The sequence below is a fragment of the Curtobacterium sp. MCSS17_016 genome (assembly GCF_003234255.2).
Taxonomy (GTDB): domain Bacteria; phylum Actinomycetota; class Actinomycetes; order Actinomycetales; family Microbacteriaceae; genus Curtobacterium; species Curtobacterium flaccumfaciens.
On record NZ_CP126254.1, the window covers coordinates 366721 to 390026 of the forward strand.

General features: G+C 71.7%; 24 protein-coding genes. 8 read left to right on the forward strand and 16 right to left on the reverse strand.

Going from position 1 to position 23306, the window contains the following annotated elements; genetic code table 11:
• The first annotated feature begins 29 nt into the window (after positions 1 to 29).
• Positions 30 to 449 carry a Rid family hydrolase gene (locus DEJ19_RS01820; protein ID WP_111233171.1) on the forward strand — a complete coding sequence of 140 codons (420 nt, stop codon included), beginning with the start codon at positions 30 to 32 and terminating at the stop codon, positions 447 to 449.
• Between the two features lie 44 nt (positions 450 to 493).
• On the opposite strand, the gene DEJ19_RS01825 is transcribed toward DEJ19_RS01820, so the two are convergent.
• The 3 genes from DEJ19_RS01825 to DEJ19_RS01835 form a co-directional block, all read right to left on the reverse strand.
• A complete protein-coding gene (locus DEJ19_RS01825) occupies positions 494 to 994 on the reverse strand; it encodes a hypothetical protein (RefSeq protein WP_258377390.1) in 501 nt (166 codons plus the stop codon).
• 20 nt (positions 995 to 1014) lie between these two features.
• Entirely contained in the window at positions 1015 to 1812 is a 798-nt protein-coding gene (locus DEJ19_RS01830; RefSeq protein ID WP_111233170.1) for an L-threonylcarbamoyladenylate synthase, read from the reverse strand.
• Positions 1813 to 2064: 252 nt separating this feature from the next.
• The gene (locus tag DEJ19_RS01835; RefSeq protein WP_111233169.1) at positions 2065 to 2907 is read right to left on the reverse strand and encodes a helix-turn-helix transcriptional regulator; all 843 of its coding nucleotides are present in this window, start codon (positions 2905 to 2907) and stop codon (positions 2065 to 2067) included.
• A 102-nt stretch (positions 2908 to 3009) separates the two neighbouring features.
• Between DEJ19_RS01835 and DEJ19_RS01840 the strand changes: the two genes are divergently transcribed.
• The gene (locus DEJ19_RS01840) at positions 3010 to 3693 is read left to right on the forward strand and encodes an SDR family NAD(P)-dependent oxidoreductase (RefSeq protein WP_111233168.1); all 684 of its coding nucleotides are present in this window, start codon (positions 3010 to 3012) and stop codon (positions 3691 to 3693) included.
• Positions 3694 to 3759: 66 nt separating this feature from the next.
• On the opposite strand, the gene poxB is transcribed toward DEJ19_RS01840, so the two are convergent.
• Positions 3760 to 5484: a ubiquinone-dependent pyruvate dehydrogenase gene (gene poxB, locus DEJ19_RS01845; protein ID WP_111039725.1), complete on the reverse strand. Its 1725-nt coding sequence runs from the start codon at positions 5482 to 5484 to the stop codon at positions 3760 to 3762.
• Positions 5485 to 5582: 98 nt separating this feature from the next.
• Between poxB and DEJ19_RS01850 the strand changes: the two genes are divergently transcribed.
• Positions 5583 to 6290 (forward strand): phosphatase PAP2 family protein, encoded by a 708-nt coding sequence (locus DEJ19_RS01850; protein ID WP_071404807.1) that lies wholly within the window; start codon positions 5583 to 5585, stop codon positions 6288 to 6290.
• A 112-nt stretch (positions 6291 to 6402) separates the two neighbouring features.
• Here the strand turns inward: DEJ19_RS01850 and DEJ19_RS01855 are convergent, their stop codons facing one another.
• Entirely contained in the window at positions 6403 to 7656 is a 1254-nt protein-coding gene (locus DEJ19_RS01855) for a multidrug effflux MFS transporter (RefSeq protein ID WP_111092064.1), read from the reverse strand.
• A 46-nt stretch (positions 7657 to 7702) separates the two neighbouring features.
• Between DEJ19_RS01855 and DEJ19_RS01860 the strand changes: the two genes are divergently transcribed.
• Entirely contained in the window at positions 7703 to 8143 is a 441-nt protein-coding gene (locus DEJ19_RS01860; protein WP_258377434.1) for a MarR family winged helix-turn-helix transcriptional regulator, read from the forward strand.
• Here DEJ19_RS01860 and soxR read toward each other — a convergent pair.
• Genes soxR through DEJ19_RS01875 form a run of 3 tightly spaced genes read right to left on the reverse strand, consistent with a single transcriptional unit; the run spans position 8140 to position 10164 of the window.
• Complete coding sequence (soxR, locus tag DEJ19_RS01865; protein WP_111101205.1) at positions 8140 to 8652, reverse strand: redox-sensitive transcriptional activator SoxR; 513 nt, start codon at positions 8650 to 8652, stop codon at positions 8140 to 8142. The two genes, DEJ19_RS01860 and soxR, sit on opposite strands and share 4 nt — an antisense overlap.
• Before the next feature lie 10 nt (positions 8653 to 8662).
• A complete protein-coding gene (locus DEJ19_RS01870) occupies positions 8663 to 9706 on the reverse strand; it encodes a YdcF family protein (RefSeq protein WP_258370887.1) in 1044 nt (347 codons plus the stop codon).
• 2 nt (positions 9707 to 9708) lie between these two features.
• A complete protein-coding gene (locus DEJ19_RS01875) occupies positions 9709 to 10164 on the reverse strand; it encodes an iron chaperone (RefSeq protein ID WP_220035327.1) in 456 nt (151 codons plus the stop codon).
• Between the two features lie 90 nt (positions 10165 to 10254).
• Between DEJ19_RS01875 and mgrA the strand changes: the two genes are divergently transcribed.
• Together mgrA and DEJ19_RS01885 are read left to right on the forward strand one after the other, a co-directional pair.
• A complete protein-coding gene (gene mgrA, locus DEJ19_RS01880) occupies positions 10255 to 11298 on the forward strand; it encodes an L-glyceraldehyde 3-phosphate reductase (RefSeq protein WP_071245810.1) in 1044 nt (347 codons plus the stop codon).
• Positions 11299 to 12081: 783 nt separating this feature from the next.
• A complete protein-coding gene (locus DEJ19_RS01885) occupies positions 12082 to 13323 on the forward strand; it encodes an MFS transporter (protein ID WP_111233591.1) in 1242 nt (413 codons plus the stop codon).
• Between the two features lie 70 nt (positions 13324 to 13393).
• Here DEJ19_RS01885 and DEJ19_RS01890 read toward each other — a convergent pair whose 3' ends face one another.
• The 8 genes from DEJ19_RS01890 to DEJ19_RS01925 all read right to left on the reverse strand — a co-directional run bounded on the left by DEJ19_RS01890 (position 13394) and on the right by DEJ19_RS01925 (position 21816).
• The gene (locus DEJ19_RS01890; RefSeq protein WP_111233592.1) at positions 13394 to 14620 is read right to left on the reverse strand and encodes an ATP-binding protein; all 1227 of its coding nucleotides are present in this window, start codon (positions 14618 to 14620) and stop codon (positions 13394 to 13396) included.
• A gap of 68 nt (positions 14621 to 14688) precedes the next feature.
• The gene (mnhG, locus tag DEJ19_RS01895) at positions 14689 to 15045 is read right to left on the reverse strand and encodes a monovalent cation/H(+) antiporter subunit G (protein ID WP_071245814.1); all 357 of its coding nucleotides are present in this window, start codon (positions 15043 to 15045) and stop codon (positions 14689 to 14691) included.
• Positions 15042 to 15380, reverse strand: coding sequence for an MrpF/PhaF family protein (locus DEJ19_RS01900; protein ID WP_051597118.1), 339 nt, complete (start codon positions 15378 to 15380; stop codon positions 15042 to 15044). Before DEJ19_RS01900 ends, mnhG begins: the two co-directional genes overlap by 4 nt.
• Positions 15377 to 15958, reverse strand: coding sequence for a Na+/H+ antiporter subunit E (locus tag DEJ19_RS01905; protein WP_111233593.1), 582 nt, complete (start codon positions 15956 to 15958; stop codon positions 15377 to 15379). Before DEJ19_RS01905 ends, DEJ19_RS01900 begins: the two co-directional genes overlap by 4 nt.
• Positions 15955 to 17646: a Na+/H+ antiporter subunit D gene (locus DEJ19_RS01910; RefSeq protein WP_111233594.1), complete on the reverse strand. Its 1692-nt coding sequence runs from the start codon at positions 17644 to 17646 to the stop codon at positions 15955 to 15957. The genes DEJ19_RS01905 and DEJ19_RS01910 overlap by 4 nt, the downstream gene beginning before the upstream one ends.
• The gene (locus tag DEJ19_RS01915; RefSeq protein ID WP_017887553.1) at positions 17643 to 18053 is read right to left on the reverse strand and encodes a Na(+)/H(+) antiporter subunit C; all 411 of its coding nucleotides are present in this window, start codon (positions 18051 to 18053) and stop codon (positions 17643 to 17645) included. The genes DEJ19_RS01910 and DEJ19_RS01915 overlap by 4 nt, the downstream gene beginning before the upstream one ends.
• Entirely contained in the window at positions 18050 to 20962 is a 2913-nt protein-coding gene (locus tag DEJ19_RS01920) for a Na+/H+ antiporter subunit A (RefSeq protein ID WP_111233595.1), read from the reverse strand. Before DEJ19_RS01920 ends, DEJ19_RS01915 begins: the two co-directional genes overlap by 4 nt.
• Before the next feature lie 101 nt (positions 20963 to 21063).
• Positions 21064 to 21816: an SDR family NAD(P)-dependent oxidoreductase gene (locus DEJ19_RS01925; protein ID WP_111233596.1), complete on the reverse strand. Its 753-nt coding sequence runs from the start codon at positions 21814 to 21816 to the stop codon at positions 21064 to 21066.
• Positions 21817 to 21861: 45 nt separating this feature from the next.
• Here DEJ19_RS01925 and DEJ19_RS01930 point away from each other — a divergent pair, with 45 nt between their 5' ends.
• Entirely contained in the window at positions 21862 to 22584 is a 723-nt protein-coding gene (locus DEJ19_RS01930; protein WP_181441567.1) for an SDR family oxidoreductase, read from the forward strand.
• The gene (locus DEJ19_RS01935) at positions 22581 to 23240 is read left to right on the forward strand and encodes a FadR/GntR family transcriptional regulator (RefSeq protein ID WP_111233598.1); all 660 of its coding nucleotides are present in this window, start codon (positions 22581 to 22583) and stop codon (positions 23238 to 23240) included. Before DEJ19_RS01930 ends, DEJ19_RS01935 begins: the two co-directional genes overlap by 4 nt.
• Positions 23241 to 23306 lie beyond the last annotated feature (66 nt).

Consider the following 23306-nt stretch of genomic DNA (forward strand, 5'->3'; position numbering starts at 1 on the left):
CGAACGTCGCTGCTGGCAGGATGACCGGTATGGCCAGCACTGTCCGTCTCATCCGGTCCGACGTCCTGAGCGACGCGGCGCAGTACGCGTACGCGTCCACCGTGCCGACCGGGACCCGGCTCGTGTTCCTCGCCGGGGCCTGCCCGCTGGCCCCGGACGGGTCGACCGTCGCGGTCGGCGACTACGCGGGCCAGGCTGCCCGGTGCATCGAGACGATGCAGGAGGCGCTGCGTGCCGCAGGTGCGTCCATCGAGGACGTCGTGAGCACCCGGGTGCTCGTGGCGTCCTCGCGGCAGGCCGACCTCGTCACCGCATGGCAGGTGGTGCGCGATGCCTTCGGCGCGCACGACGTGCCGAGCACCCTGCTCGGGGTCACGGTGCTCGGCTACGACGACCAGCTGGTCGAGATCGAAGCCGTCGCGGCCGTCGCCGACGGCCAGGCCACGTGACGGCGCGAGGCGTCGAGGTTCCCGCGCTCCCGCGCACGCTCGCCTCAGAAGCCGGGACCCGCTTTGACCAGCGCGATGCCGACACCGACGAGCGCGAGGACGAGGCCGGCCACGAACGTGCGTGGGGACGGGTTCTCGCCGCGGAGCCTGGCCACGACGGGCCCGAGGAGGGCGAGCCGGACCACGAGGTACGCGATCGCGATGACCTCGGCCGCGAGCCCGGATGCGCCGGTCAGCCAGGCGTAGGCAAGGACAGCAGCCGGCAGGAAACCGGAGGTGAGGACCGGCAGCGAATCTCGCAGCTCGGCGCGGACGGTCTCCCCGGTGAGGCGGTGGTCGCTCCGCGCACGTCGTCCGACCGACTCGGCGAAGGTGTGTGCGAGGAAGGTCGAGAACGCGGTGGCGAGGACGTACCAGAGCCCCCGACCGCTCTCGGCGGTGTCCGGGAGCATGGGTGCGATCGTGCCGAGGATCACGATGTTGCCGTACACGAACGCGGTGATGCGGCTCGAGGCGTCCTCACGCGACAGGCGCTGCCGGCCCACGGAAGTCCTCTCGTGCGGGCTCAGTAGTACTCACCCTGCCGGTAGTCCCAGCTCGTGAACGTGTCCGCGAGCAGCCCCATGATCCGGTCGACGTCGAGCCCCTTGCGGATCAGCGTCGGTGCGGGGACGACCGATCGGCGTCCGTCCTGCAGCGGGATCAGGGCTCCGGTGCTGTCGACCATCGACACCATGACGCCCTGCTCGTAGCGGGTCTCGGCACTCTGCTCCGGCTGGATGGACGCGACGTAGTCGTCCGCCTCGACGATCACGTCGGCGCGCTCGGCGATGCGCTCGCCGATGCCGTCGACCACGCCACGGTTGCCGGTGCCCGACGGGTTGGCCGAGCTCGCGAAGGCGAACTTGCCGTGCTCGGTCCAGAGTTCGCGGGCGGCGAGCTCACCGGGGACGCCGAACTTGATGACGAAGCAGGACGTGCCACGGGTGTCCATCATGAGTTCGTCGGAGCCGTCCGCCGGCAAGGCCGCTCGACCCGCTTCGCTCCAGGGCAGGATGCACCCGAGCAGGATGTCCTCGTCCCAGCACCGCTGGTACAGGGAGTCGATCTCGGGGGTGAGCTGCGCGATGCTCCGGAGCATCTCGAGCGAGCTCACGAGCACGACGCCCGGCTTGTTGCGGTTGCGTTCCTTCGCGTCGAACTTGCGCTCCAGGCCCGCACGGTCCGAGGTCATCAGGATGTAGCCGACCTTGGTGGGGACCACCGCCAGCCCACCGTCGTGCAGCAGGGCGTCCACCGCACTGCGCGGCACGCCACCGTCCCAGTGCACCCGGTTCATGCTGACCTGCGTGTCGTCGTTCATGCCCGTCCTCGTCCCGCTCTGAAGTCAGACGATCGTCTGACAGCGGGAGCCTATGGACGGTGTCCGAGCCGGACAAGGGCGGTGGACGTGACCTGTGGGCCTTCTCCGAAGGGTTCAGGCGGGCTCGCAGAGAACGGCCGCGGCTGGCCGGTGCTGAGCCGCGCACAACCAAAGCGCCCCCGCGCCACGTGGTCGCGCGGTTCGAGGTCACTTTGGTTGTGCGAGGCACACAGAAATCGCCCGTCCCTCGCGTCACTCCACCAACGACTGCGTCCCCACCACGATCGCCAGTGCCAGCCGCTCCGCGTCCACCGACCCGGGCTCGGCCGTGTACGCCAGGATCCGCAGGTCCTCCGGCCCGACGACCAGCGTGTCGCAGTCGAGCGTGATCAGCCCGACGTCCGGGTGGTCGATCACCTTCCGGCGGGCGGTCTCGCCGAGCGCGGTCGCGCCGGAGTCCCACAGCTCGACGAACCGCTGGCTCGCCGCCCGCAGGTCCCGCACGAGCTGCTGCAGCTGGCGGTCGAGCGGGTAGCGGGCCGCGGTCATCCGGAGCCCGGCCACCAGGTTCGCCTCGAACGCCGCCTGCTCCTCCTGCGTGTGCACGGCACGGCTGCCCGAACCGACCAGGTGCCGCCACGCGGTGTTCCGGTCGTTCCCGCGCAGGGCACCGATCGGCCCCATCAGTGCGTCGTACGGGGCGTTGGCGACGAGCAGGTTCCCCGCGGCGTCGAGCACCGCGACGGGCGTGTCCGCCAGGCGGTCGAGCAGTCGCTGCACGCTCGGCGGGATCCGCGACGGCACCACGTCGGCGCCGGGGACCGCGTGCCCGGCGAGCCGGTAGAGCAACTCGCGGTCGGCATCGGCGACCCGCAGCGCCCGCGCGAGCGCCTCGACGACCTGGACGGACGGCGAGGTCGCCCGCCCCTGCTCGAGCCGGGTCAGGTAATCGGCGGAGATCCCCGCCAGCCTGGCCAGCTCCTCACGCCGCAGACCGGTCGCGCGCCGACGGGGCCCGACGACCACTCCCGCCGCCTCGGGGGAGACGTGGTCGCGCAGCCGCCGCAGGGTGTGCCCGAAGTCCGTGTCCGCCATGTCCTCAGTCTGCGCGTCGAGGGGCGCCCGGGTCCTGGCCCTGCCGGTCCTACGACAACCGGTCGACTCCCTGCGGTCGTCGCCGCGCGTGACGCTGGACCCATGACAACGACACTCATCGCCGGGGCCACCCGCGGCCTCGGCAAGGAAACCGCCCGCCAGCTCGTCGAGGCGGGCCACACCGTCTGGATCGGCGCCCGCGACGCCGACCAGGGCGCCGCGGTCGCCGCCGAGATCGGCGCCCGCTCCGTCCAGCTCGACGTCCGCGACGACGACTCGGTCGCCGCGGCCTTCGCCCACGTCGACGCGAACGGCGGACTCGACGTGCTGGTCAACAACGCCGGCATCGCCGTCTGGGGGCAGAGCGGGCCCGAGGCGCTCGCCGTCTTCGACACGAACGCCGTCGGCACGATCCGCGCGACCGAGGCCGCGCTGCCGCTCCTGCGTCGCTCCGCGAACCCGATCGTCGTGAACCTCTCGAGCGCGCTCGGCTCCTTCACCGCCACCCACGACCCGTCGAAGCCGGCGTTCAGCGTGCCGGCCGTGGTCTACGGCGCGTCCAAGGCCGCCGTCTCGATGCTGACGGTGCAGTACGCACGCGTCGTGCCCGAGGTGCACTTCGTCGCGATCGAGCCCGGCTACACGGCCACCGAGTTCGGTGGCATGCCGAACCCGCACGGTCGCCCCGTCGAGGTCAGCGCGGCGACGATCGCGGCCGCCGCGAGCGCGGGCCCGGAGGGCCCCACCGGCGTGTTCCTGGAGGACGGCCAGACGCTCGGGTGGTGACGTCGTGACGGCCTGGAGGCCCGTGGCGGCGCCGCCACGGGCCTCCAGGCCGTCGTCCGCTCGCGTCTACAGCAGCTGGCGCGCGTTGGTGGACGCGAGGTCCAGCAGCTCGTCGCCGCGACCCGACAGCACCGTGCGGATGGCGTAGAGCGTGAAGCCCTTCGCCTGCTCGAGCGTGACCGCCGGGGGCATGGAGAGTTCCTGGCGGTTCGCGCGGACCGACACGAGCGCGGGGCCGTCGTGCGCGAGCGCGGCGGCCATCGCGTCCTCGAAGTCGTCGGAAACGTCGACGTGGAACCCCTTGATGCCGATCGCCTCGGCGACGGCGGCGAAGTCGGGGTTCTGCAGCTCGGTGCCGTAGTTCACGAAGCCGGCGGCCTTCATCTCGAGCTCGACGAAGTTGAGCGACGAGTTGTCGAACACGACGATCTTCACCGGCAGCTTGTTCTGCACGATCGTGATGAGCTCACCGAGGAGCATCGTCAGCCCGCCGTCACCGGCCAGGGCGATCACCTGCCGGTCCGGGAACGCGGTCTGCGCACCGATCGCCTGCGGGACGGCGTTCGCCATCGTGCCGTGCACGAACGAGCCGATCAGCCGGCGCTTGCCGTTCATGGTGAGGTAGCGCGAGGCCCAGACGACGGGGGAGCCGACGTCGGGGATGAAGACGGCGTCCTCGGCGGCGAGCCGGTCGAGCACCCGGGCGACGTACTGCGGGTGCAGCGGCTTCTTCTTCCCGGCCGGCACCGCCAGGTCGTCGAGCTTCTCGCGGGTCTTCCGGTAGTGCTTCAGGGAGTCCTCGAGGTGCTTCGTCGGGTGCGAGCCGGTCAGCAGCGGGATGAGGGCGAGGGCGGTGTCCTTGACGGTGCCGACCAGCCCGATGTCGACGGGGTGCCGTCGGCCGAGCTGCGAGCCGCGGATGTCGACCTGCACGTGCTTCGCCTTGGCCGGGAAGAACTGCTGGTACGGGAAGTCCGTGCCGAGCATGAGCACGACGTCGGCGTCCTCCATGGCGCGGTACCCGGAGGCGAAGCCGAGCAGCCCCGTCATGCCGACGTCGTACGGGTTGTCGTACTCGATGTACTCCTTGCCGCGCAGCGCGTGCACGATCGGGGCCTGCAGCCGCTCGGCCAGGGCGACGACCTCGTCGTGGGCGTCCGCGACGCCGGCTCCGGCCAGGATGGTGATCCGGTCGGCACCGTTCAGCAGGTCGGCGGTGCGCTGCAGCTCGGCCTCGCTCGGCACGATCCGCGGGGTGGCCCGCTCGATGCGGGTGGTGCGGTCGTCCTTCGCCTCGGCGAGCAGCACGTCGCCCGGGATCACGAGCACGGCGACGCCGCGCTTCTCGATCGCCTCGCGCATCGCGATCTCGAGCAGGCGGGGCATCTGGACGGGGTCGGCGACGTACTCGACGTAGACGGAGCACTCGCGGAACAGCTCCTGCGGGTGCGTCTCCTGGAAGTAACCGGAGCCGATCTCGGCCGTGGGGATGTGGGCGGCGATCGCCAGCACCGGTACCCGCGAACGGTTCGCGTCGTACAGGCCGTTGATCAGGTGCAGGTTGCCGGGCCCGCAGCTGCCGGCGCAGACGGTCAGGTCACCGGTCAGGGCGGCCTCGGCAGAGGCGGCGAACGCGGCCGCCTCCTCGTGACGGACGTGCTCCCACCGCATCGTGCCGTCCTTGCGCAGGGCGTCGGTGAAGCCGTTCAGGGAGTCCCCGGGCAGGCCGTAGACCCGGTGGATGTCGTTGGCGCGGAGGGTGGCGACGATGTTCTCGGCAACGGTTGGCATGTGCCCTGTCTACTCGCGACCGCTGCGCTGAACGCTTTCGGAGTTTTGTGAGGCTCACTCGCCCTGGGATGCCGGGGTCGTGCTGCGACGATGGCGGGATGACCGACGACGCGCCGCTCCTCCGTCCCCGCCGACGGGAGCCCGCCGCGTACGGGATCCTCGAGCGCTCGCCGTACCCGCTCGTCTCGGTGGCGATCGCCGTCATCGCGGTCGTCGTCATCACCATCGTCGGGTTCACCCTCGGCACCGTGGACCTCGGGCTGTCCAAGGCCCTCAACGCGCTGCACACCGGGTTCATCGGGGCGTTCAGCACGGCGGTCTACCACGTGATCAGTCCGGCACCGGCGATCGGGATCACGGTCGTCGTCGTCGCCGTGATCTGGTGGCGCACGCGCGACCTGCGACCGGCCCTGGCGTTCGGCGGCACCATCGCGATCACGTGGGTGCCGTCCGCGATCGTGAAGGAGATCGTGCACCGCGCCCGGCCCGACGTCGCCGTGCTGCCGCACCCGTTCCCCGTGCAGCCCGACCCCGGGTACCCGAGCGGGCACACGGTCTACATCACGGCGTTCGTCATCGCGCTGATCTGGCTGCTCCGCGAGACCCGGTGGCACCGGCTTGCCCTGACGCTCGGGGTCGTGGCCATCGTGATCGTGTTCTTCGCGGTGTCGATCGATGCGGTGCACTACCCGACCGACGCCGCTGCCTCGATCCTGTGGGCGCTCGCCGTGGCGCCGGGGGTGCGGGTGGTGTGGGTCGACTGGCTCATGCCGCGGGTGCCGTTCCTGCGGCCCGGGCGGGGCTGACGCCGGGCGGGTTGGGGCCGGGGGCGGGGGGCTGGTCGACGCGGAACGACACTGTCGATGTCGTACGACGTCGACAGTGTCGTTCCGGGTCAGCGGCCGGTGTCCTTCCGGGTCAGCTGAGCGTGCTGGTCCGGCTGGTCCGGCCCCGCGCCGCGAGCAGCGCCACGACGGCCACCACGGCGGCGGCGAGCATCACGATCGCCAGCGGCGCCGCGGTGTCCGAGCCGCCGATGCTGACGAGCGGGGACACGAGCGCCGCGAGCCCGAACTGCAGGGCACCGAGCACGGCCGAGGCGCTGCCGGCGGCCGAGGGCACGGCACCGAGGGCGAGCGCCGTGGCGTTGCCGAGCACCAGACCGAGCGAGCCCACCGCGGTGAACAGCGGCACGGCGAGCCAGATCACCGGCGCCCCGGAGACGACGAGCAGCGCGAACGCCACGGTCGACGCGAGCACCAGCACGATGCCGAGCGACAGCACGCCCGTGACCGAACGGGTCGCGGTGAGCTTGGCGGACAGGATGCTGACGCCCATCAGCGCCAGGGCGTTCAGCCCGAAGGCCAGGCCGTAGCCGACCGTGCCGAAGCCGATCATGTCCTGGTACAGGAACGGCGACGCGGAGATGTAGGCCATCATCACGGCGAACGCGAAGCCGAACACCGCGGTGTAGCCGAGGAACGTGCGGGAGCGCAGGGCACGCAGGGCCGAGCCGGAGCCACGGCGTTCCGCACGCAGGGCGTCGCGGTGTTCCTTCAGGTGGGTCTCGCGGATCACGGCGAGGACCGCGATGAGCATGACGACCGACAGGCCGAGCACGATCGAGAGCAGGCCGCGCCAGCCGATCGGGCCGGTGAGCAGGCCGCCGAGCAGCGGTGCGACGACCGGGGCGACCCCGCCGACGATCATCATGAGCGAGAACGCGCGGGCTGCGGACTTGCCGGTCGCCAGGTCGGAGATGACCGCACGGCTGATCACCATGCCGGCCGCACCGCCGAGGCCCTGCAGCAGGCGGGCAGCGATGAGCACGCCGATGTTCGGCGCGAGCACCGCGGCGATGCTGGCGAGCACGCACACCGCGGCGCCGGCGATGAGCGGCGGCACGCGGCCGAACCGGTCGGACAGCGGGCCGAACACGAGCTGGCCCGCGGTCACGCCCACCAGGAACGCGGTCAGGGTGAGCTGGACGGCGGTGGCGCTCGCCCCGAGCTCGGTGGTCATCTGCGGGAACGCCGGCAGGTACAGGTCGGTGGCGAAGGGGGCGACGGCACTGAGCAGGCCGAGCACCAGGAGCAGCGCGGTCGTGATGCCCTGCTGCTTGGTCGTGGGTGTCGCGATCGTCGCGCGGATGGTTCCGGTGTCCGTGGTCATTGTTATGAAAGCATAACTCATTGCCCGAGATCGGTACAGTACGGTCATGCACTCCGCCGTGTCCGACCACGTCCTCGCCGAGTTCGCGGACGTCCTGCTCCGGATCGCGCGTGACATCGACCCGCACGGCTCGGAGACCCTCGACATCGTGCCGCTGACCGGCACCGAAGCGCTCGTGATGCGCTGGATCAACCGCAACCCCGGCACCTCGCCCAGTGCCACCGCCGAGGCGACCGCCCTGCAGCGCAGCAACCTCAGCGTCGCGCTCCGGTCGCTCGTGGCGAAGGGCATGGTCGAGCGGCGCCAGGACCCGGCGGACGCCCGGACCGTGCAGCTGCACTCGACCGCCCTGGCCCAGGAGAGCGTGGACCGGCTCCACCGGCACTGGTCCGGCAAGCTCCGGACGGCCCTCGGCGGCGACGAACGGGGTGCGGTCGAGGCGCTGGAGCTGCTGCAGCGGATCGACGACGGGCTCCGCGCGGGCTAGGCGACGGCGTCCTCGGCGTCGGCGGCGGCATCGTCGGCCCCCTCGTCCTGGATCGGCAGCAGGCGACGCGCACCGTGCCCCTCGTCGCCCAGGGCATCACCGGGGTTCACGACCGAACACGCTCCGAGCGAGACGCACCCGCAGCCGATGCACTGCGTCATCTCCTGCTGCAGGCGCTCGAGCTCGAGCTGGCGGGCCCGCAGCCGTGCGCGCCACCGCTCGTTCAACCGGTTCCAGTCGCGCAGCGAGGGCATGCGGTCGGCGGGCAGGGCCTCGAACTGCTCGGCGACCTCGCTGAGCGGGATACCGAGGCGTTTGGCCACCTGGATGATCGCGATCCGTCGTTCGACGTGCCGCGGGTACATCCGCGTGCCGCCGTCGGTGCGCTCCGGGTGGATCAGGCCCTTGCGCTCGTAGAAGTGCAGGGCCGAGGCTGCGACGCCGGTGCGGCGGACGATCTCGCCGATGGGCAGCAGGTCGGTCGGCCGCGGCGCCGGGATCTCGACCATGGTGGAGATCCTACTGCTGGAACGACTCCCACAGCAGGAACCCGGTGAACAGCACGAACGGCGTGCAGGCGACCACGTTGAGCCAGCGGTGCTCGACGATCACCGCGGCGAACTCCCGCAGGAACGCACTCGGGACGTAGTACGCCGCCGTGCGCGCGCCGACGACCTGAGCGGGCAGGTCGAGGCGGCGGGCCAAGGTCGCCGCCCGCAGCACGTGGTAGTTGTTCGTGACCACGACCATCTGGCCGTCCCGGCCGGCGGCCGTCTGCACGTCCCGCGAGAACCGCAGGTTCTCGCGGGTGTTCCGCGACGCGGTCTCCGCGACGACGTCGCCCGCGTCGGCACCGTGCGCCACCAGGTACTCGGCCATCGCGGTGCCCTCGGGGCGGGGTTCGTCGTCGCCCTGTCCGCCGGACGGCACGAGGAGCGGATGGCGTCCGGCGGCTCGTTCGGCCCGGTAGACGTCGAGCGCCCGGTCGAGCCGGCTCTGCAGCAGGGGCGGGACCTCGCCGTGCACCAGCCCGGAGCCGAGGACCACGATCGTGTCGGGGACGATGCCGTGCCGCGTCCGCCCGTAGACCACCGAGTACAGGGCGAACGCGACCAGCGACAGCGCGAAGTACCCGCAGACGAACACCATCAGCACGGCGATCGCGATCTTCGTGCCGTCCCACAGTGTGAAGCCCTCGCCGCTGCCCGAGACGAGCAGGGCGATGGCGACCGCAGGCAGCACGAACACCGCCACCCCTGCGGCGAGCGACAGCAGGTTGCCGACGCTGCGCCCCTCGGCCCGGAGCATCTGCAGACCGTTCGCGACCAGGGCGACCCCGAGCACCACGACGGCGAGCGGCACGAGCAGCAGCACCACGGCGACGAGCAGGCTGAACCCGGGGACCACCCTGGTCAGCACGGCCACGACCGTCGCGAGCCCGAACAGCACGGCCGCCGTCAGGAACACCCCGTTGCGGAGCATCCGCGGGTCCCGTCGCCGCCCCAGGACGTACAGCACCAGGAACAGCAGGGCGAAGACGGGAGCGGCGCCCAGCCCGAGCACCGTCAACCGACCGCGCGACGGATCAGGTCGGCCACCCGTGCCTCGTCGGCCTCGGAGAACTCGGGGCTGATCGCCCACGACGTCGGCCAGAACGTGCCGTCGTCGAGCGCGGCCGAGTCCTGGAACCCGAGTGTCGCGTAGCGGGCCTTGAACTTGGCGGCGTCCTGGAAGAAGAACACCGCCTTGCCGTCCCGGGCGTAGGCGGGCATGCCGTACCAGAGCTTCGGCGCGAGCTCGGGCGCGACCTCGAGCGCGATGCGGTGGATGCGCTCCGCCAGCCCGCGGTCCGGCTGGGGCATCTCGGAGATCTTCGCTTCGACCGCAGCGGCGTCGGCCGCTGCCTTCTCGGCCTTGGTGCCCTTCGTGCCGCGGGCGCGCTTGACCTCCGCGGCGTGCTCCTGCATCGCCGCGCGCTCCTCGTCGGTGAAGGTGGTCTCGGTCTTCGTCGTCCGTGCCATCGTCGTCTCCTCGTGGTCTCGTGCACCCATCATGGGTCCGCGAAGCGAAGCATGCGAGGCCAGGGCTCGAACGAGTGCCAGGCTCGTCCCATGACCTACATCGCCAGTGACGACCGCTACGACTCGATGACGTACCGCCGGACCGGCCGCTCGGGCCTCGACCTGCCGCTGCTCTCCCTGGGGTACTGGCACAACTTCGGGGACGACATGCCCTTCGAGAACCAGCGCGCCATCAGCCGCCGGGCGTTCGACCTCGGGATCACCCACCACGACCTCGCGAACAACTACGGCCCGCCGTACGGTGCCGCCGAGGTGAACTTCGGCCGCCTGATGCGCGAGGACTTCCGGCCCTACCGCGACGAGATGGTCATCTCGACGAAGGCCGGCTGGGACATGTGGCCGGGGCCGTACGGGCAGGGCGGTGGTTCGCGCAAGTACGTGCTCGCCTCGCTCGACCAGTCGCTGCAGCGCACGGGCCTGGACTACGTCGACGTCTTCTACTCGCACCGTCTCGACGCTTCGACCCCGCTCGAGGAGACGATGGGCGCCCTGCACACCGCGGTCCAGCAGGGCAAGGCGCTGTACGTCGGGATCTCGTCGTACGACGCCGAGCGCAGCCGGCAGGCAGCCGAGATCCTCCGCGACCTCGGCACGCCGCTCCTGATCCACCAGCCCTCGTACTCGATGCTCAACCGCTGGATCGAGACCGAGGGGCTGCTCGACGCCGCGGGCGAGCTCGGCTTCGGCGTCATCGGCTTCACCGCGCTGGCGCAGGGGCTGCTGACCGGCAAGTACCTGAACGGTGTGCCCGAGGACTCCCGCGCGGCAGCGGGCAAGTCCCTCGACGCGTCGAGCATCACGCCCGAGGTCGTCGAGCACCTCCGCGCCCTGAACGACGTCGCGGCCGCCCGCGGACAGTCCCTCGCGCAGCTCGCCCTCGCCTGGGCGCTCCGTGACGAGCGGGTGACCTCGCTCGTGATCGGTGCCTCGCGGGTGTCGCAGCTCGAGGACAACGTCGCCGCGCTGTCGAACACCTCGTTCACCGACGAGGAGCTCCGCGTCATCGACGAGCACTCGGTCGGCATCACCGATGTCGACCTGTGGGCGGGAGCCCGCGCAGGCGAGGTCTCCTGACCCGAGCACCACGCCGCAGCAGTCGCTCGGCTGGTCGCATCTCGTTGCTCGGCGGATCCCGCCGGCCGGTCACGACACGTCGCGGGTCGCCCGCCGAGCGGTCACGAACTGTCGGCTGGCGGCGCCGCAGGCGACGGTCTGCGACCGCACCGCGGACGACCGACGGGGTGTCGTGACCACTGCGGTGCCCTGGGCGCGCGGCGCGGCGGCCGGGAGGCGCGGGGCACCCCGCCACGCGCCTCCCGTCCGTCGTCCGGTCGCGTCGCGTCGCGTGGCCGGTCCGCGGGGGCTGGTCACGACCCGTCGCGGGTCGCCCGCCGAGCGGTCACGAACTGTCGGCTGGCGGCGCCGCAGGCGACGGTCTGCGACCGCACCGCGGACGGCCGACGGGGTGTCGTGACCGCTGCGGTGCCCTGGGCGCGCGGCGCGGCGGCCGGGAGGCGCGGGGCACGCCGCCACGCGCCTCCCGTCCGTCGTCCGGTCGCGTTGCGTCGCGTGGCCGGCCCCGCCGGCCGGTCACGACACGTCGCGGGTCGCGCGCCGAGCGGTCACGACCTGTTGGCTGGCGGCGCCGCAGGCGACGGTCTTCGACCGCACCACGGCTGACCGCCGGGACGGCGCCCGGAGCGAACTCCTCCGGGGCGCGGCGGCCGGTTGGTACCATCGACAGCGTTCGACAACACGCAGTGTGTATCTACCGGCCGCCGGCATCCCGGCGGACAACGGCGGCACCCGATGGGTCCGCCGCCACCGAACCGGGCGGGCCGAGAAGGCACAACCCCGATGCTCCAGACCCGCTCAACCGACGCCCCGCCCGCTCCGGACCGCTCACTCGTCTCCCTCGCCGGCCGCTGGTACTTCCCCGTGGCGTTCATCGCCCGGCTCCCGTTCGCGATGATGGTGGTCGGCGTCCTGACCCTCGTCGTCGCCGCCCGTGACTCCGTCGCCCTCGGCGGCATCAACTCCGCCGCCGTCGGCATCGGCTCCGCGATCTTCGGCCCGATGGTCGGTGCCGCGGCGGACCGTTACGGCCAGCGGGCGGTGCTCGTCCCCGTCGGCCTGGTGAACGCGGCGCTGCTCGGGTTCTTCCCGTTCGTCGTCAGCGGCACCGCGCCCGACCTCGCCGTCCTCGCGGTCGCATTCTGCATCGGTGCCTCGGCCCCGCAGGTCGCCCCGATGTCCCGCACCCGGCTCGTCGCGATCATCCGGCAGCGGATGGCCCCGGCGCGGCGCGAGAAGACCCTCAGCGGCACGATGGCCTACGAGTCCGCCGCCGACGAGACAGTGTTCATCATCGGCCCGTTCCTGGTCGGCGTCCTCGCCAGCGCGATCGCCCCGTGGGTGGCCGTCGCCGGCGCCTCGGTCCTGACGTTCGTGTTCGTGACGGCGTTCGCGCTGCACCCGACCGGCAAGCTCGTGGTCGGCCAGCACGCGGAGTCGACGCAGGCACCCGCGCGGCAGCTCCTGCGTCCGCGGCTCGTCGTCGTGGTCGTCGGCATCCTCGGCATCGGCCTGTTCTTCGGCTCGACGCTCACCTCGCTGACGGCGTTCATGGAGACCCACGGCGAAGCCTCGCAGGCCGGCCTGCTCTACGGCCTGATGGGCATCGGCTCCGCCGGGTTGGCGCTCGGGTCGGCAGCGTTCCCCCGGGCCTTCGGCCTCGGCTGGCGCTGGCTCGTGTTCGGCGTCGTGCTCCTCGCCGGTGCGATCGCGTTCGCCAGCGCCGACTCCGTCGTCGCCGCGGGCGTCATCCTCGCGATCATGGGCATCGGGATCGGGCCGACCCTGGTCGCCCAGTACAGCCTCGGTTCCGACCGCTCACCGGTCGGCCGGTCCGCCACCACCATGACGATCCTCGGGTCCGCCGTCATCGTCGGCCAGTCCATCGCCTCCGCGATCACCGGGGACGTCGCCGAGCACCACGGCACCGCGGCCGCGATGCTGCTGCCGGCGGTCTCCGCCGCGATCGTCGTGGTCGCCGCGGTCGGCAACCTGCTGCTCCCGCGTCGGGTCGCGACCGCCTGACCGCGAACGTGATCATCTGACGGACCGGAGGCCCGTGGCGACGCCGCCACGGGCCTCCGGTCCGTCAGAGTCAAGAACCGGTCCTGCGGCGGGGGCGCCGCCGCACTTCCGGGATGACGAGCTCCGGTACCGCCCGCAGCATGAACTGGTCGAAGTCCGGCACAGTGAAGGCGGCGAACCCGTGTTCCGGTGTGTACAGGAGACCCATGTCGATGAGTTCTGCGCGAGTCGGCCCGAGTTGGGTGGATTCTCGGTGCAGCACTCTTGCGACGTCAGAAGCCTTGTGGGCGTCCGGTCCGAGTTCGGCCATCGCGCGGAGGTACGCGGTCTGCAGCCCCGTGGCCCGGTCGAGTCGCACACGGAAGAACGACCTATCGAGCTTCGTGAGGTAGCCCTCGCGGGCTGCATCGATGTCGTCGAGGGTGATGACCGGCCCGGCCGCGATCTCCCAGGCCTGGTACCCGAGCTCCTGGATGAAGTAGGGGTAGCCCTTGGTGATCTCCAGTGCGAGATCGACCGCGTCGGGATCGTAGGACGCGTCCTCGAGCTCCGCGGGGCGGATGAGCGCCTCTCGTGCGTCGTCCTCGCCGAGCGAATCGATCTCGGGGAACCGGAAGAGCCGCTCTGCGTAGGACTTCGCATCCCCGGCGAGTTCTGCGATCTGGGGGAGTCCAGCCCCGACGAAGGTGATCGGGAGTTTCCGCTGCACGGTCTTGTGCAGGGCTTGGATCAGCGCTTCGAGTTGCGCGGACCGCAGGAACTGCACCTCGTCGACGAGGATCGCGACACCGCGTCCGTGCTCCTGAGCGGCTTCGCCCAGCGCGACGAGGACGTCGGTCAGGTCCAAGGCGAGATCGCCGTGGTCAGCGAGCCCTTCAGCTGGCTCGACGTCCCAGGTCATGGACCAGGTGCCGTCCGGGGCGACGGACATCCCGAACGCGGTGAGGACTTCGGCTGCTCGACGTGCGCGGTCCGTCCACCGTTTCCGTGGAGAGATCTGGAGCAGGGCTGATCGGAGCAGTGAGGCGATCGTCTGCCGGAACTGGCCGTCGTCGTGTTTGCTCGCTTCCAACTCCACGACCTCCCACTTCGCGGTCCGAGCAAGGTCGGCGAACTCGTTGAGGAGCACCGTCTTGCCGACGCCGCGGAGACCGGTCATGATCAGCGACTGGTCGGTGCGTCCTCGGGAGAGGCGTTGCAGGAGTACCTCGAAGGCCCGCGTGTGCTCGACGCGGCCGGCCACGATCTCCGGAGTGGCGCCTGCATTGGGCGTGTAGGGATTCCTGACGCTGTCCACGGCGGGAGCTTAGCGAGTTTATCCTGCTTTAGTGATCGCACATAAAATGAGATAACGCTCGTAAACCCTCAGGACTCCGTGTCGTCGACGAGCAGGTCCTCGTGCCGGTAGTCGTCGGCGCGCAGGCCGGCGCGGGCGATCATGTGCGTCGACACCGGCACCAGGAACAGCTGGAACACCATGATCGGCAGCACGACCCAGAACGCCGTCCACGTCCACACCGCGACCACGATGGCGGCCAGCGCGAGTGCGAGCCCGAGCACCTGCGGCTTCGCCATGGCGTGCAGACGGACGAGCGGGTCCGGGAACCGGACGATGCCGACCCCGGCGCCGAGCGACAGCAGCGACCCGACGAGCAGCAGCCCGATGGCGATCCAGGCCCGGATGCCGGCGTCGTCGACGAACGACTCGATGATCTCGATCACGACTGGTCCTCCTCGGCGCGCTCGGGGGTGGTGACGGTCAGTCCCTCGTCGGACGGGTCGGCCGAGGGCGTGACGGCCCGGGCGACGGCGACCGTGGCGAACACACTCGTCGCCGAGATCACCACGAGCACGGGGATGCCGGTCAGGTCCTGGCGGATGACCATCGCGGCGGCGATCACCACGAGCACGGTGGTCAGCACCATGTCGGAGCCGATCATGCGGTCGAGGATGGTCGGACCGCGCACGATGCGGAACACCGCGAGGGCGAACGTCGCCCCGAGGAGCGCGAGCACGAGCGCGACGGCGATGCCCATCACGACGACGGCGGGGCTCATCGGGTCACCTCCGGCAGGGGCTCGAACAGCTCGGAGACGTCCTGCTCGGATCCGAGTGCGCGGATGACCATGGCCTCGATCCGGAGTGCGACGCGGCGTTCGTCCTCGACCTGCTCGAGGCGCTCGGTGTCGAGCACGTGGAGCAGCAGGCGACGGCGCCGCAGGTCCACGTCGGCGACGTACGAGCCGGGCACGAGCGAGATCGCGAGGGTGGCCAGGGTGAAGGTCATCTCGGAGGTCGAGTGCAGCTGCACGAGCGTGATCGAGCTCCGCCGCACACCCCGGGAACGGAACGCGACCCAGGCGACCCGGAAGGACGCCACGACGACGAGCCCGGACCAGACCGCCAGGAACCGCAGCACGTGCACGATCGAGAACCGTGCGGACAGGGGGACCGGCGGGAGCGGCAGCGCCTGGGTGACGATGAGCGCCACGACGATGCCGCACAGCAGCGTCAGCGGGGTCCACGACCCCCAGAGCAGCGCCCACAGCACGGTGAGTCCCGCGACCAAGGGCACGTCGTAGCGCCACGCCAGCGCGATCCGCCTGGCGTTCGAGATGCGGCGGACGTCGGTCATCGCTCACCTCCGAGCACGGCCTGGACGTAGCGGTCGGGCGACTCCAGCGACTCCGCTGCGCGGGTCGCGTAGCCGTAGAGCGGGCCGGCGACGACGGTCAGCGCGACGGACCCGAGCACCGCGACGGTCGTCACGCCGACGAGCATGCGCGGCAGGCGCACCTTCTCGGGAGCCTCGCCGACCGCCTCGGTCGCGCCGGTGGTCGGACTGGAGGCACGGGTCGCGTGCGGTGCGTCGGTGACCGTCACCGAGCCTCCCGGGTGGTACGCCTCACCCGTCTCCTCGGAGACGGTGAGCGGCGCCGGTTCCGGCGACCGCAGGTGGGCGTGCGGTTCGGCACTCGTCGCGTGCGGGGCGGCGGCCTCGGCCGCCGGCTTCGGCCGCCAGAAGGCGGCGTCCCAGACCCGCATGAGCGCGTACAGGGTGAGCAGCGAGGTGACGACGCCGGCGCCGATGGTGACGTACGCCATCGGGGAACCGTCCTCGGCGGCGGCACGGAACAGGCCGAGCTTGCCGATGAAGCCGGAGAACGGCGGGATCCCGCCCAGGTTGAACGCGGGGATCAGGTACAGGGCGGCCAGCAGCGGTGCGGCCTTCAGCAGTCCGCCGAGCGACCGGGTCGAGGTCGTCCCGCCGACGCGCTCCATCAGACCGGACACCAGGAACAGCGTGGTCTGCACGACGATGTGGTGCACCGTGTAGAACACCGCTGCCGCCGTCCCCGCGACGGTGCCGAGTCCGACGCCCATCACCATGAAGCCGATGTGGCTGATCAGCGTGAAGGACAGCAGCCGCTTCACGTCGGTCTGCGACACCGCGCCGAGCACCCCGACCACCATCGTCAGTGCGGCGACGACGAGCAGCACCTCGTTGAGTTGTGGTCGCGGGAAGATCACCGTCTCGAGCCGGATGATCGCGTAGATGCCGACCTTGGTCAGCAGGCCCGCGAAGACCGCGGTGACCGGCGCCGGGGCGGTCGGGTACGAGTCCGGCAGCCAGAACGCCAGCGGGAACACGGCCGCCTTGATGCCGAACCCGATCAGCAGCATCGTGTGCAGGAGCAGCTGGACGTGCTCCGGCAGGCCGGCGACGCGCTCGCTGATCTGGGCGATGTTCACCGTGCCGGTGGCGCCGTAGACCAGCCCGATGGCGGCGAGGAAGATCGCCGACGCGATCAGGCTCGTGACGATGTACGTCGTGCCGGCCCGGACACGCTGTTCGCTGCCGCCCAGCGTGATGAGCACGTAGCTCGCCACCAGCAGCATCTCGAACGCGACGTACAGGTTGAACAGGTCACCGGCGATGAACGAGTCGAGCACACCGGCCGCGAGCACGAGGTACGTCGGGTAGAAGATCGTGACCGGGGCGTCCTCGTCGTCGGCGGCCAGGCCCTGCCCGATCGAGAACAGCAGGACGAGGAGCAGGACGCTCGCACTGACGGTGAGCAGCAGGGCGCTCAGCCGGTCGACGACGAGCGAGATGCCGTAGGGGGCGTCCCAGCCGCCGACCTGCACCACGATCGTGCCGTGCCGGTCGACCAGGACCATGAGCGTGGCGGCGACGGCCAGGGCCACGACGAGCACCACGACGGTGATCGCACGCTGGAGCTTCTGGTGCCGGAGGAGTCCGAGCGCGACCGCGGCACCGAGCAGCGGGACGAGGACGAGGAGCGGGACGAGCCAGGTCATCGGGTCGCCTCCTGTTCTGCGTCGGTGGTGGTCTCCGGGTCCTCGTCGGCCGGCTCGTCGCGGTCGCGGCCGATGGCGGCGTCGGCCTCGTCGACCTCGACCTCGTCGGCGCGGGACAGCTGCCACGACCGGTGGATCAGGGCCAGCAGGAACGCGCTGACGGCGAAGGTGATCACGATCGCGGTCAGGGCGAACGCCTGGGGGAGCGGGTCGGTGATGCCCTCGGCGCTCTTGCCGATCGGCGGGTCGCCCGCGGCGCCGGACATCACCAGCAGCAGCAGGTTGAGCGAGTTGCCGAGCAGCAGGAAGCCGAGGAGCATCCGGGTCAGGGAGCGTTCGAGCAGCAGGTAGACGCCGCACGAGAACAGCACCGCCATGGCGATCACGAGGACGAGGGTGACGGTCACGTGGCGCTCCCTTCCGGGGTGGGGGCATCGAGGGCGTCGCTGACGGACCCCTCGGTGGTGTCGCGGGTCGGGGTCGAGGCGTCCTCGAGGCGCTGCCGGTCGACCTCGGCACCGAGGCTGCGGAGGACGTCGAGCACCAGGCCGACGACGACCAGGTAGACGCCGATGTCGAAGAACGTGGCGGTGACGAACTCGACGTGCCCGAGGATCGGGACGGTGGCCTCGAAGAACTCGGAGTACAGGGCTTCACGGCCGAAGAACAGCGGCACGATCGCGGTGATGGCCGCCGTCGCGACCCCCAGGCCGAGCAGACGACCGGCACGCACCGGGGCCGCTGCACCGAGTTCGGCCGGGCCGCCGGCCAGGTAGCGGGCCGCGAGCGCGATGCCGGCGACCAGGCCACCGGCGAACCCGCCACCGGCCGAGTTGTGCCCGGCGAACAGCAGGTACACCGACAGCACGATGAGGCCGTGGAACAGCAGGCGGACGACCACGTCGAGCAGTGCCGAACGGCCGGTCGGGATCGCGGCGCTCGTCGGCAGCCAGGCGCGGGGCTCGCCGTCGGTGCGCTCGCCGTTCGCGGTCAGGGTCTCGGGCAGGTCGCGCAGCCGGGGCAGGGTGTCCTCGCGCGAGTTCACGAAGATCAGGCTCGCGACGCCGGTGGCCGCGGCGACCACGACCGTGAGTTCACCGAGGGTGTCCCAGCCGCGCAGGTCGACGAGGGCGACGTTCACGACGTTCAGACCGTGCCCGAACGAGCTCGTCAGCGCGGGCAGGTCGGGCCAGAGGGGGCGTGCCGTCCGGGCCGAGGCAGCAACGACGACGACGATCGCCAGCGTCAGCCCCGCCAGCCCGGCGAAGAGCGCCCGCACGACCCGGAACCGCGACGGGTTGGTCGTGGCGATGCGCGGGGGCAGCCGTCGGAGCACCAGGACGAAGGCGATCAGGGTGACCGTCTCGACCACGAGCTGCGTCAGGGCGAGGTCGACGGCGCCGTGCAGGACGAACAGCACCGAGAGGCCGTAGCCGGTGACGCCGACCAGGACCGCGGCGGCGAACCGGGTCTTCGCCGTGAGCACCGCGATGCCCGCGATCGACATCACGATCATCACCGGGATCTGGCCCCACGAGTCGGCGAACCGGACGTGGAACTCCCACGGCCCGCCGAGCACCAGGTTGGCGAGTGCCCCGGCGACGAAGACCGACAGGATCACGGTCAGGTAGTAGGGGAGCGAGCCGCGCTGCAGGCTCGCGGTGAGTCCGGTCGCTCCACGGTCGAGCAGTCGCATGCCGTGCCGGTACGTGCCCGCAGCGCTCGGGAACCCGGCGAGCCGGTGCTGGAGCGCTTCGACCGGACGACGCAGGGCGAACAGTGCGAGGCCGCCGACCAGGGTGATCGCGGACAGGCCGAGTGCGGGTTCGAGGCCGTGCCAGAGCGCGAGGTGCGGGACCTCCTCGCCGCCGAGCGCTGCGGTCGTGGCAGCGGGCTCGATGCCGTGCGCGACCACCGGGGTGAGCAGGCCGAGTGCGAGCCCGGCCAGCGCGAGCACCGAGGGCACGACGGCGAGGCCGTGCAGGGCGTGCGGCTCCGTGGTCGCGACGCCGGGCTTGCGGGCGAAGGCGCCCCACAGGAACCGCAGCGAGTACGCCACGGTGAGCACCGATCCGACGGTCACGCCGATCAGGGCGAACCAGGCCCAGCCGGCGTCGGGGCCGTGCAGGGACTCGGTGAACCCGGTCAGCACGGCTTCCTTCGCGACGAACCCGACCGTCGGCGGGATCCCGGCCATCGACAGCAGCGCGAGCACCGCGACGACCGCCAGCCACGGGCGGGCACGGCCGAGCCCGCTGAGCCGACCGAGGTCACGCGTGCCGGTGACGTGGTCGATCGCGCCGACGACCAGGAAGAGCGTCGACTTGAAGGCGGCGTGTGCGACGAGCAGCGTGACCCCGCCCAGCGCGACCGCGGGGGCACCCCAGCCGGCGGCGAGCACGAGGAACCCGAGCTGGGCCACGGTGCCGTAGGCGAGCAGGAGCTTGAGGTCGGTCTGCCGCAGTGCCCGGTACCCGCCGACGAGCATCCCGGCGACGCCGAGCAGCGTGATCGTCTCGCGCCAGCCGTCGAGCAGCGCGAACGCGGGGGCGAGCCGGGCCACCAGGTAGATGCCGGCCTTCACCATCGCCGCGGCGTGCAGGTACGCGCTGACCGGTGTGGGTGCGGCCATGGCGGCGGGGAGCCAGAAGTGGAAGGGCACGATCGCCGACTTCGTGAGCGCCCCGAGCAGCACGAGGACCACCGACACCGAGACGACCGTGCCGCTCGGGGGATCAGCGACGATCGCGGACAGCGAGGTCGTGCCCGCCGTGACCGAGAGCATCACGAGGCCCGCGAGCATCGCCAGGCCACCGGCGGTGGTCACCACGAGCGCCTGCATGGCGGCGGCGCGACTGGCACGCTTCGCGGCGTCGTGCCCGATGAGCAGGTAGGAGAAGACCGTCGTGGCCTCCCACAGGACGAACAGCACGATGACGTCGTCGGCGATCACGAGCCCGTACATCGAGCCGGCGAAGGCGGTCAGGACCCCGGCGAACCGACCGAGCCCGGGTTCGTCCCGCGCGAAGTACGAGGCGCAGTAGACCAGCACCAACGCGCCGACGATCGACACCACGAGGGCGAGCACCCACGACAGGGGGTCCATCCGCAGCGTGACGTCGAGGTCGAGCTGGGGGACCCACTGGTGCCGTTCGACGACGCTGCCGTGCAGGGCGGCGTCGGTCTGGGCGATCGTCAGTACCGCCGCCGCGGCGGGGGCGAGGGCCGCGACGTAGAACACGCGGCGGCCGAGGACGGGGGTCAGGGCGGGGACGATCAGGGCGACGATCGCGAACGCGACGAGGACGAGGACCATCGGGCACCTCCTCGGGGTCGGGCTGCAGTCCGGCTCACTGGGCTTTCACAGCCTACGGAGGAGGCCATGTGGAGAACCTGTGCGGCCGGACAGCAGTCCGCTCAGGTCCGGCCGTGTGCGCGAGCGGGGATCTGCGTCGCGAGCTTGCCCCCGGAGACGTCGAGCAGGGTGCCGGTGATGTACCCGGAAGCGTCGCTCGCCACGAAGACGAGCAGGTCGGCAACGTCGTCCGGCGTCTCCCACCGGCGGAGCGACAGCGTGTCGAGCAGGCGGTCCTGCGCCTCGGCCGGCATCGACGCGAAGCCGTTCATCGCCGTCGGCACCATGCCCGGTGCGTAGGCGTTCACGGTGATCCCCCACGGGCCGAGCTCCGACGCCAGGACCCGGGTGAACGAGACGACGGCTGCCTTCGACGCCGCGTAGGCCGCGCTCCCGACACTGGGCACGATCGCCGCGAACGATGCGGCGTTGATGATCCGACCGCGCCCGGCCGCCTGCATCACCGGAGCCACGGCCTGGCTCATCAGGAACGTGCCGCCGAGGTTGACGTCCATGCAGCGGCGCCAGGCGTCCCACTCGAGTTCGGCGACCGTGCCCGTGACGTTGATGCCGGCGTTGTTCACCAGTACGTCGACCGTGCCGTGCCGCCGGACGACCTCGTCCACGGCGTCGCGCACCGACCGCGGGTCGGCGACGTTGCACACGACGTGGTCGAGCGGGAAGTCCGGTTCGAAGGCGAGGTCGAGCGCGACGACGCGGCACCCCTCGCTGACGAAGCGGTCGGCGAGCGTGCGGCCGATCCCGCGCGCTGCGCCGGTCACGACCACCACGCGGTCGGTCAGGTCGAGGTGCATCGTTGCTCCCGTCGTCGGTGGCTTGAATAGGCATACTATTCGAGCATGACGGATCAGCGTGTGCTCTGGGTCACGGGTGGGGGCAGCGGCATGGGGGCCGCGAGCGCCGAGGCGGCGGCGCGGGACGGCTGGACGGTGGTGCTCAGCGGGCGCCGTGCCGAGCGGCTCGAGCAGGTCGCACGCACCGTCCGAGACGCCGGGGGAACCGCGGACGTCCTGCCCCTCGACGCGAACGACCCCGAAGCCGTCGCAGCCGCGCGGGACACCGTGCTCGGGCGGCACGGGCGGCTCGACGGACTCGTGCTGGCGGCCGGCCTCAACGCCCCGAGGCGCCGGTGGGACGACCAGTCGCTGACCGACTTCCGCGCGATCGTGGACACGAACCTCACCGCGCTCGTCACCGTCGTGGACGCCGTACTGCCGGCACTCCGGTCGTCCGGCGGCGTCGTGGTCGTCGTGTCGTCGTACGCCGGGTGGTCCTTCCAGCCGGGGGCTGGTGTCGCGTACTCGGCGAGCAAGTCGGCGCTCGCGTCGGTCGTCCGGACGCTCAACCAGCAGGAGGCCGAGCACGGCGTGCGTGCCACCCACCTGTGCCCGGGTGACGTCGCGACGGACTTCCTCGACCAACGGCCCGAGGTTCCCGACGCGGCCGCGCGGCAGCGCATGCTCCAACCGGAGGACATCGGGCGGACGGTCGCCTTCGTGCTCGGGTCGCCGGCGCACGTGCGCATCGACGAGCTCGTGCTGTCGCCGGTCTCGCAGCGGTGACGAGCACCTTCGAACGGGTCCTCGACCAGGTCGGTGCCGCCGTCGTCTCCGGTGCGGTCGCCGCGGGCAGCCGACGGAGCGTCGACGACCTGGTGACCTGGACGGGCGCCAGTCGCAGCATCGTCCGCGAGGCGGTCCGCGTCCTCGTCGCCCTCGGCCTGGTCACCGCCAGGCGCCGGGTCGGCGTGACCGTCCTCGACGTGCGGGAGTGGGACGTCCTGGACCCGCGCGTGGTGCGGTGGCGCCTGCGGGGCCCCGACGGCGGGCGCGTGGCGGCCGAGCTCCGCGAGCTGCGCGCGGCGGTCGAACCCGCCGCCGCTGCCGCTGCCGCCCGGCGGGCAGCGCTCGACGAGTACGCGGACCGACGGGAGGCCCTCCGCACCACCGCGGACGAGCTCGCGGCCGCCGCGACCCGCGACGACCGCCTCGACTTCGTGGCCGCGGACGTGCGGTTCCACGCGCTCGTGCTCGACCTGTCCGGCAACGCCCTGTACCGACGACTGCACCAGGTGGTCGGCCAGGTGCTGCGCGAACGCGGGGGCATCCGCCCGGACCGGCGCGACGTCGGCCTCCACCTCGCACTCGCCGACGCCGTCCTCGACGGCCACCCGGACGACGCGGCCGCGACGATGCGGGCGATCGTCGACCGCACGTGAGCGGAGCGCCCCGGACCTGCGAGGATGGACCCCGGTGTGCCCCTCGGCGCCCGTGGAGGGTGAGTC

Bases quoted from the DNA above. Each gene is read 5' to 3' on its own strand.
- DEJ19_RS01820 (WP_111233171.1), top strand. From the start codon at position 30: ATGGCCAGCACTGTCCGTCTCATCCGGTCCGACGTCCTGAGCGACGCG.
- DEJ19_RS01830 (WP_111233170.1), bottom strand. From the start codon at position 1,812: ATGAACGACGACACGCAGGTCAGCATGAACCGGGTGCACTGGGACGGT.
- DEJ19_RS01835 (WP_111233169.1), bottom strand. From the start codon at position 2,907: ATGGCGGACACGGACTTCGGGCACACCCTGCGGCGGCTGCGCGACCAC.
- DEJ19_RS01840 (WP_111233168.1), top strand. From the start codon at position 3,010: ATGACAACGACACTCATCGCCGGGGCCACCCGCGGCCTCGGCAAGGAA.
- poxB (WP_111039725.1), bottom strand. From the start codon at position 5,484: ATGCCAACCGTTGCCGAGAACATCGTCGCCACCCTCCGCGCCAACGAC.
- DEJ19_RS01850 (WP_071404807.1), top strand. From the start codon at position 5,583: ATGACCGACGACGCGCCGCTCCTCCGTCCCCGCCGACGGGAGCCCGCC.
- DEJ19_RS01855 (WP_111092064.1), bottom strand. From the start codon at position 7,656: ATGACCACGGACACCGGAACCATCCGCGCGACGATCGCGACACCCACG.
- DEJ19_RS01860 (WP_258377434.1), top strand. From the start codon at position 7,703: ATGCACTCCGCCGTGTCCGACCACGTCCTCGCCGAGTTCGCGGACGTC.
- soxR (WP_111101205.1), bottom strand. From the start codon at position 8,652: ATGGTCGAGATCCCGGCGCCGCGGCCGACCGACCTGCTGCCCATCGGC.
- DEJ19_RS01875 (WP_220035327.1), bottom strand. From the start codon at position 10,164: ATGGCACGGACGACGAAGACCGAGACCACCTTCACCGACGAGGAGCGC.
- mgrA (WP_071245810.1), top strand. From the start codon at position 10,255: ATGACCTACATCGCCAGTGACGACCGCTACGACTCGATGACGTACCGC.
- DEJ19_RS01885 (WP_111233591.1), top strand. From the start codon at position 12,082: ATGCTCCAGACCCGCTCAACCGACGCCCCGCCCGCTCCGGACCGCTCA.
- DEJ19_RS01900 (WP_051597118.1), bottom strand. From the start codon at position 15,380: ATGAGCCCCGCCGTCGTCGTGATGGGCATCGCCGTCGCGCTCGTGCTC.
- DEJ19_RS01905 (WP_111233593.1), bottom strand. From the start codon at position 15,958: ATGACCGACGTCCGCCGCATCTCGAACGCCAGGCGGATCGCGCTGGCG.
- DEJ19_RS01910 (WP_111233594.1), bottom strand. From the start codon at position 17,646: ATGACCTGGCTCGTCCCGCTCCTCGTCCTCGTCCCGCTGCTCGGTGCC.
- DEJ19_RS01920 (WP_111233595.1), bottom strand. From the start codon at position 20,962: ATGGTCCTCGTCCTCGTCGCGTTCGCGATCGTCGCCCTGATCGTCCCC.
- DEJ19_RS01925 (WP_111233596.1), bottom strand. From the start codon at position 21,816: ATGCACCTCGACCTGACCGACCGCGTGGTGGTCGTGACCGGCGCAGCG.
- DEJ19_RS01930 (WP_181441567.1), top strand. From the start codon at position 21,862: ATGACGGATCAGCGTGTGCTCTGGGTCACGGGTGGGGGCAGCGGCATG.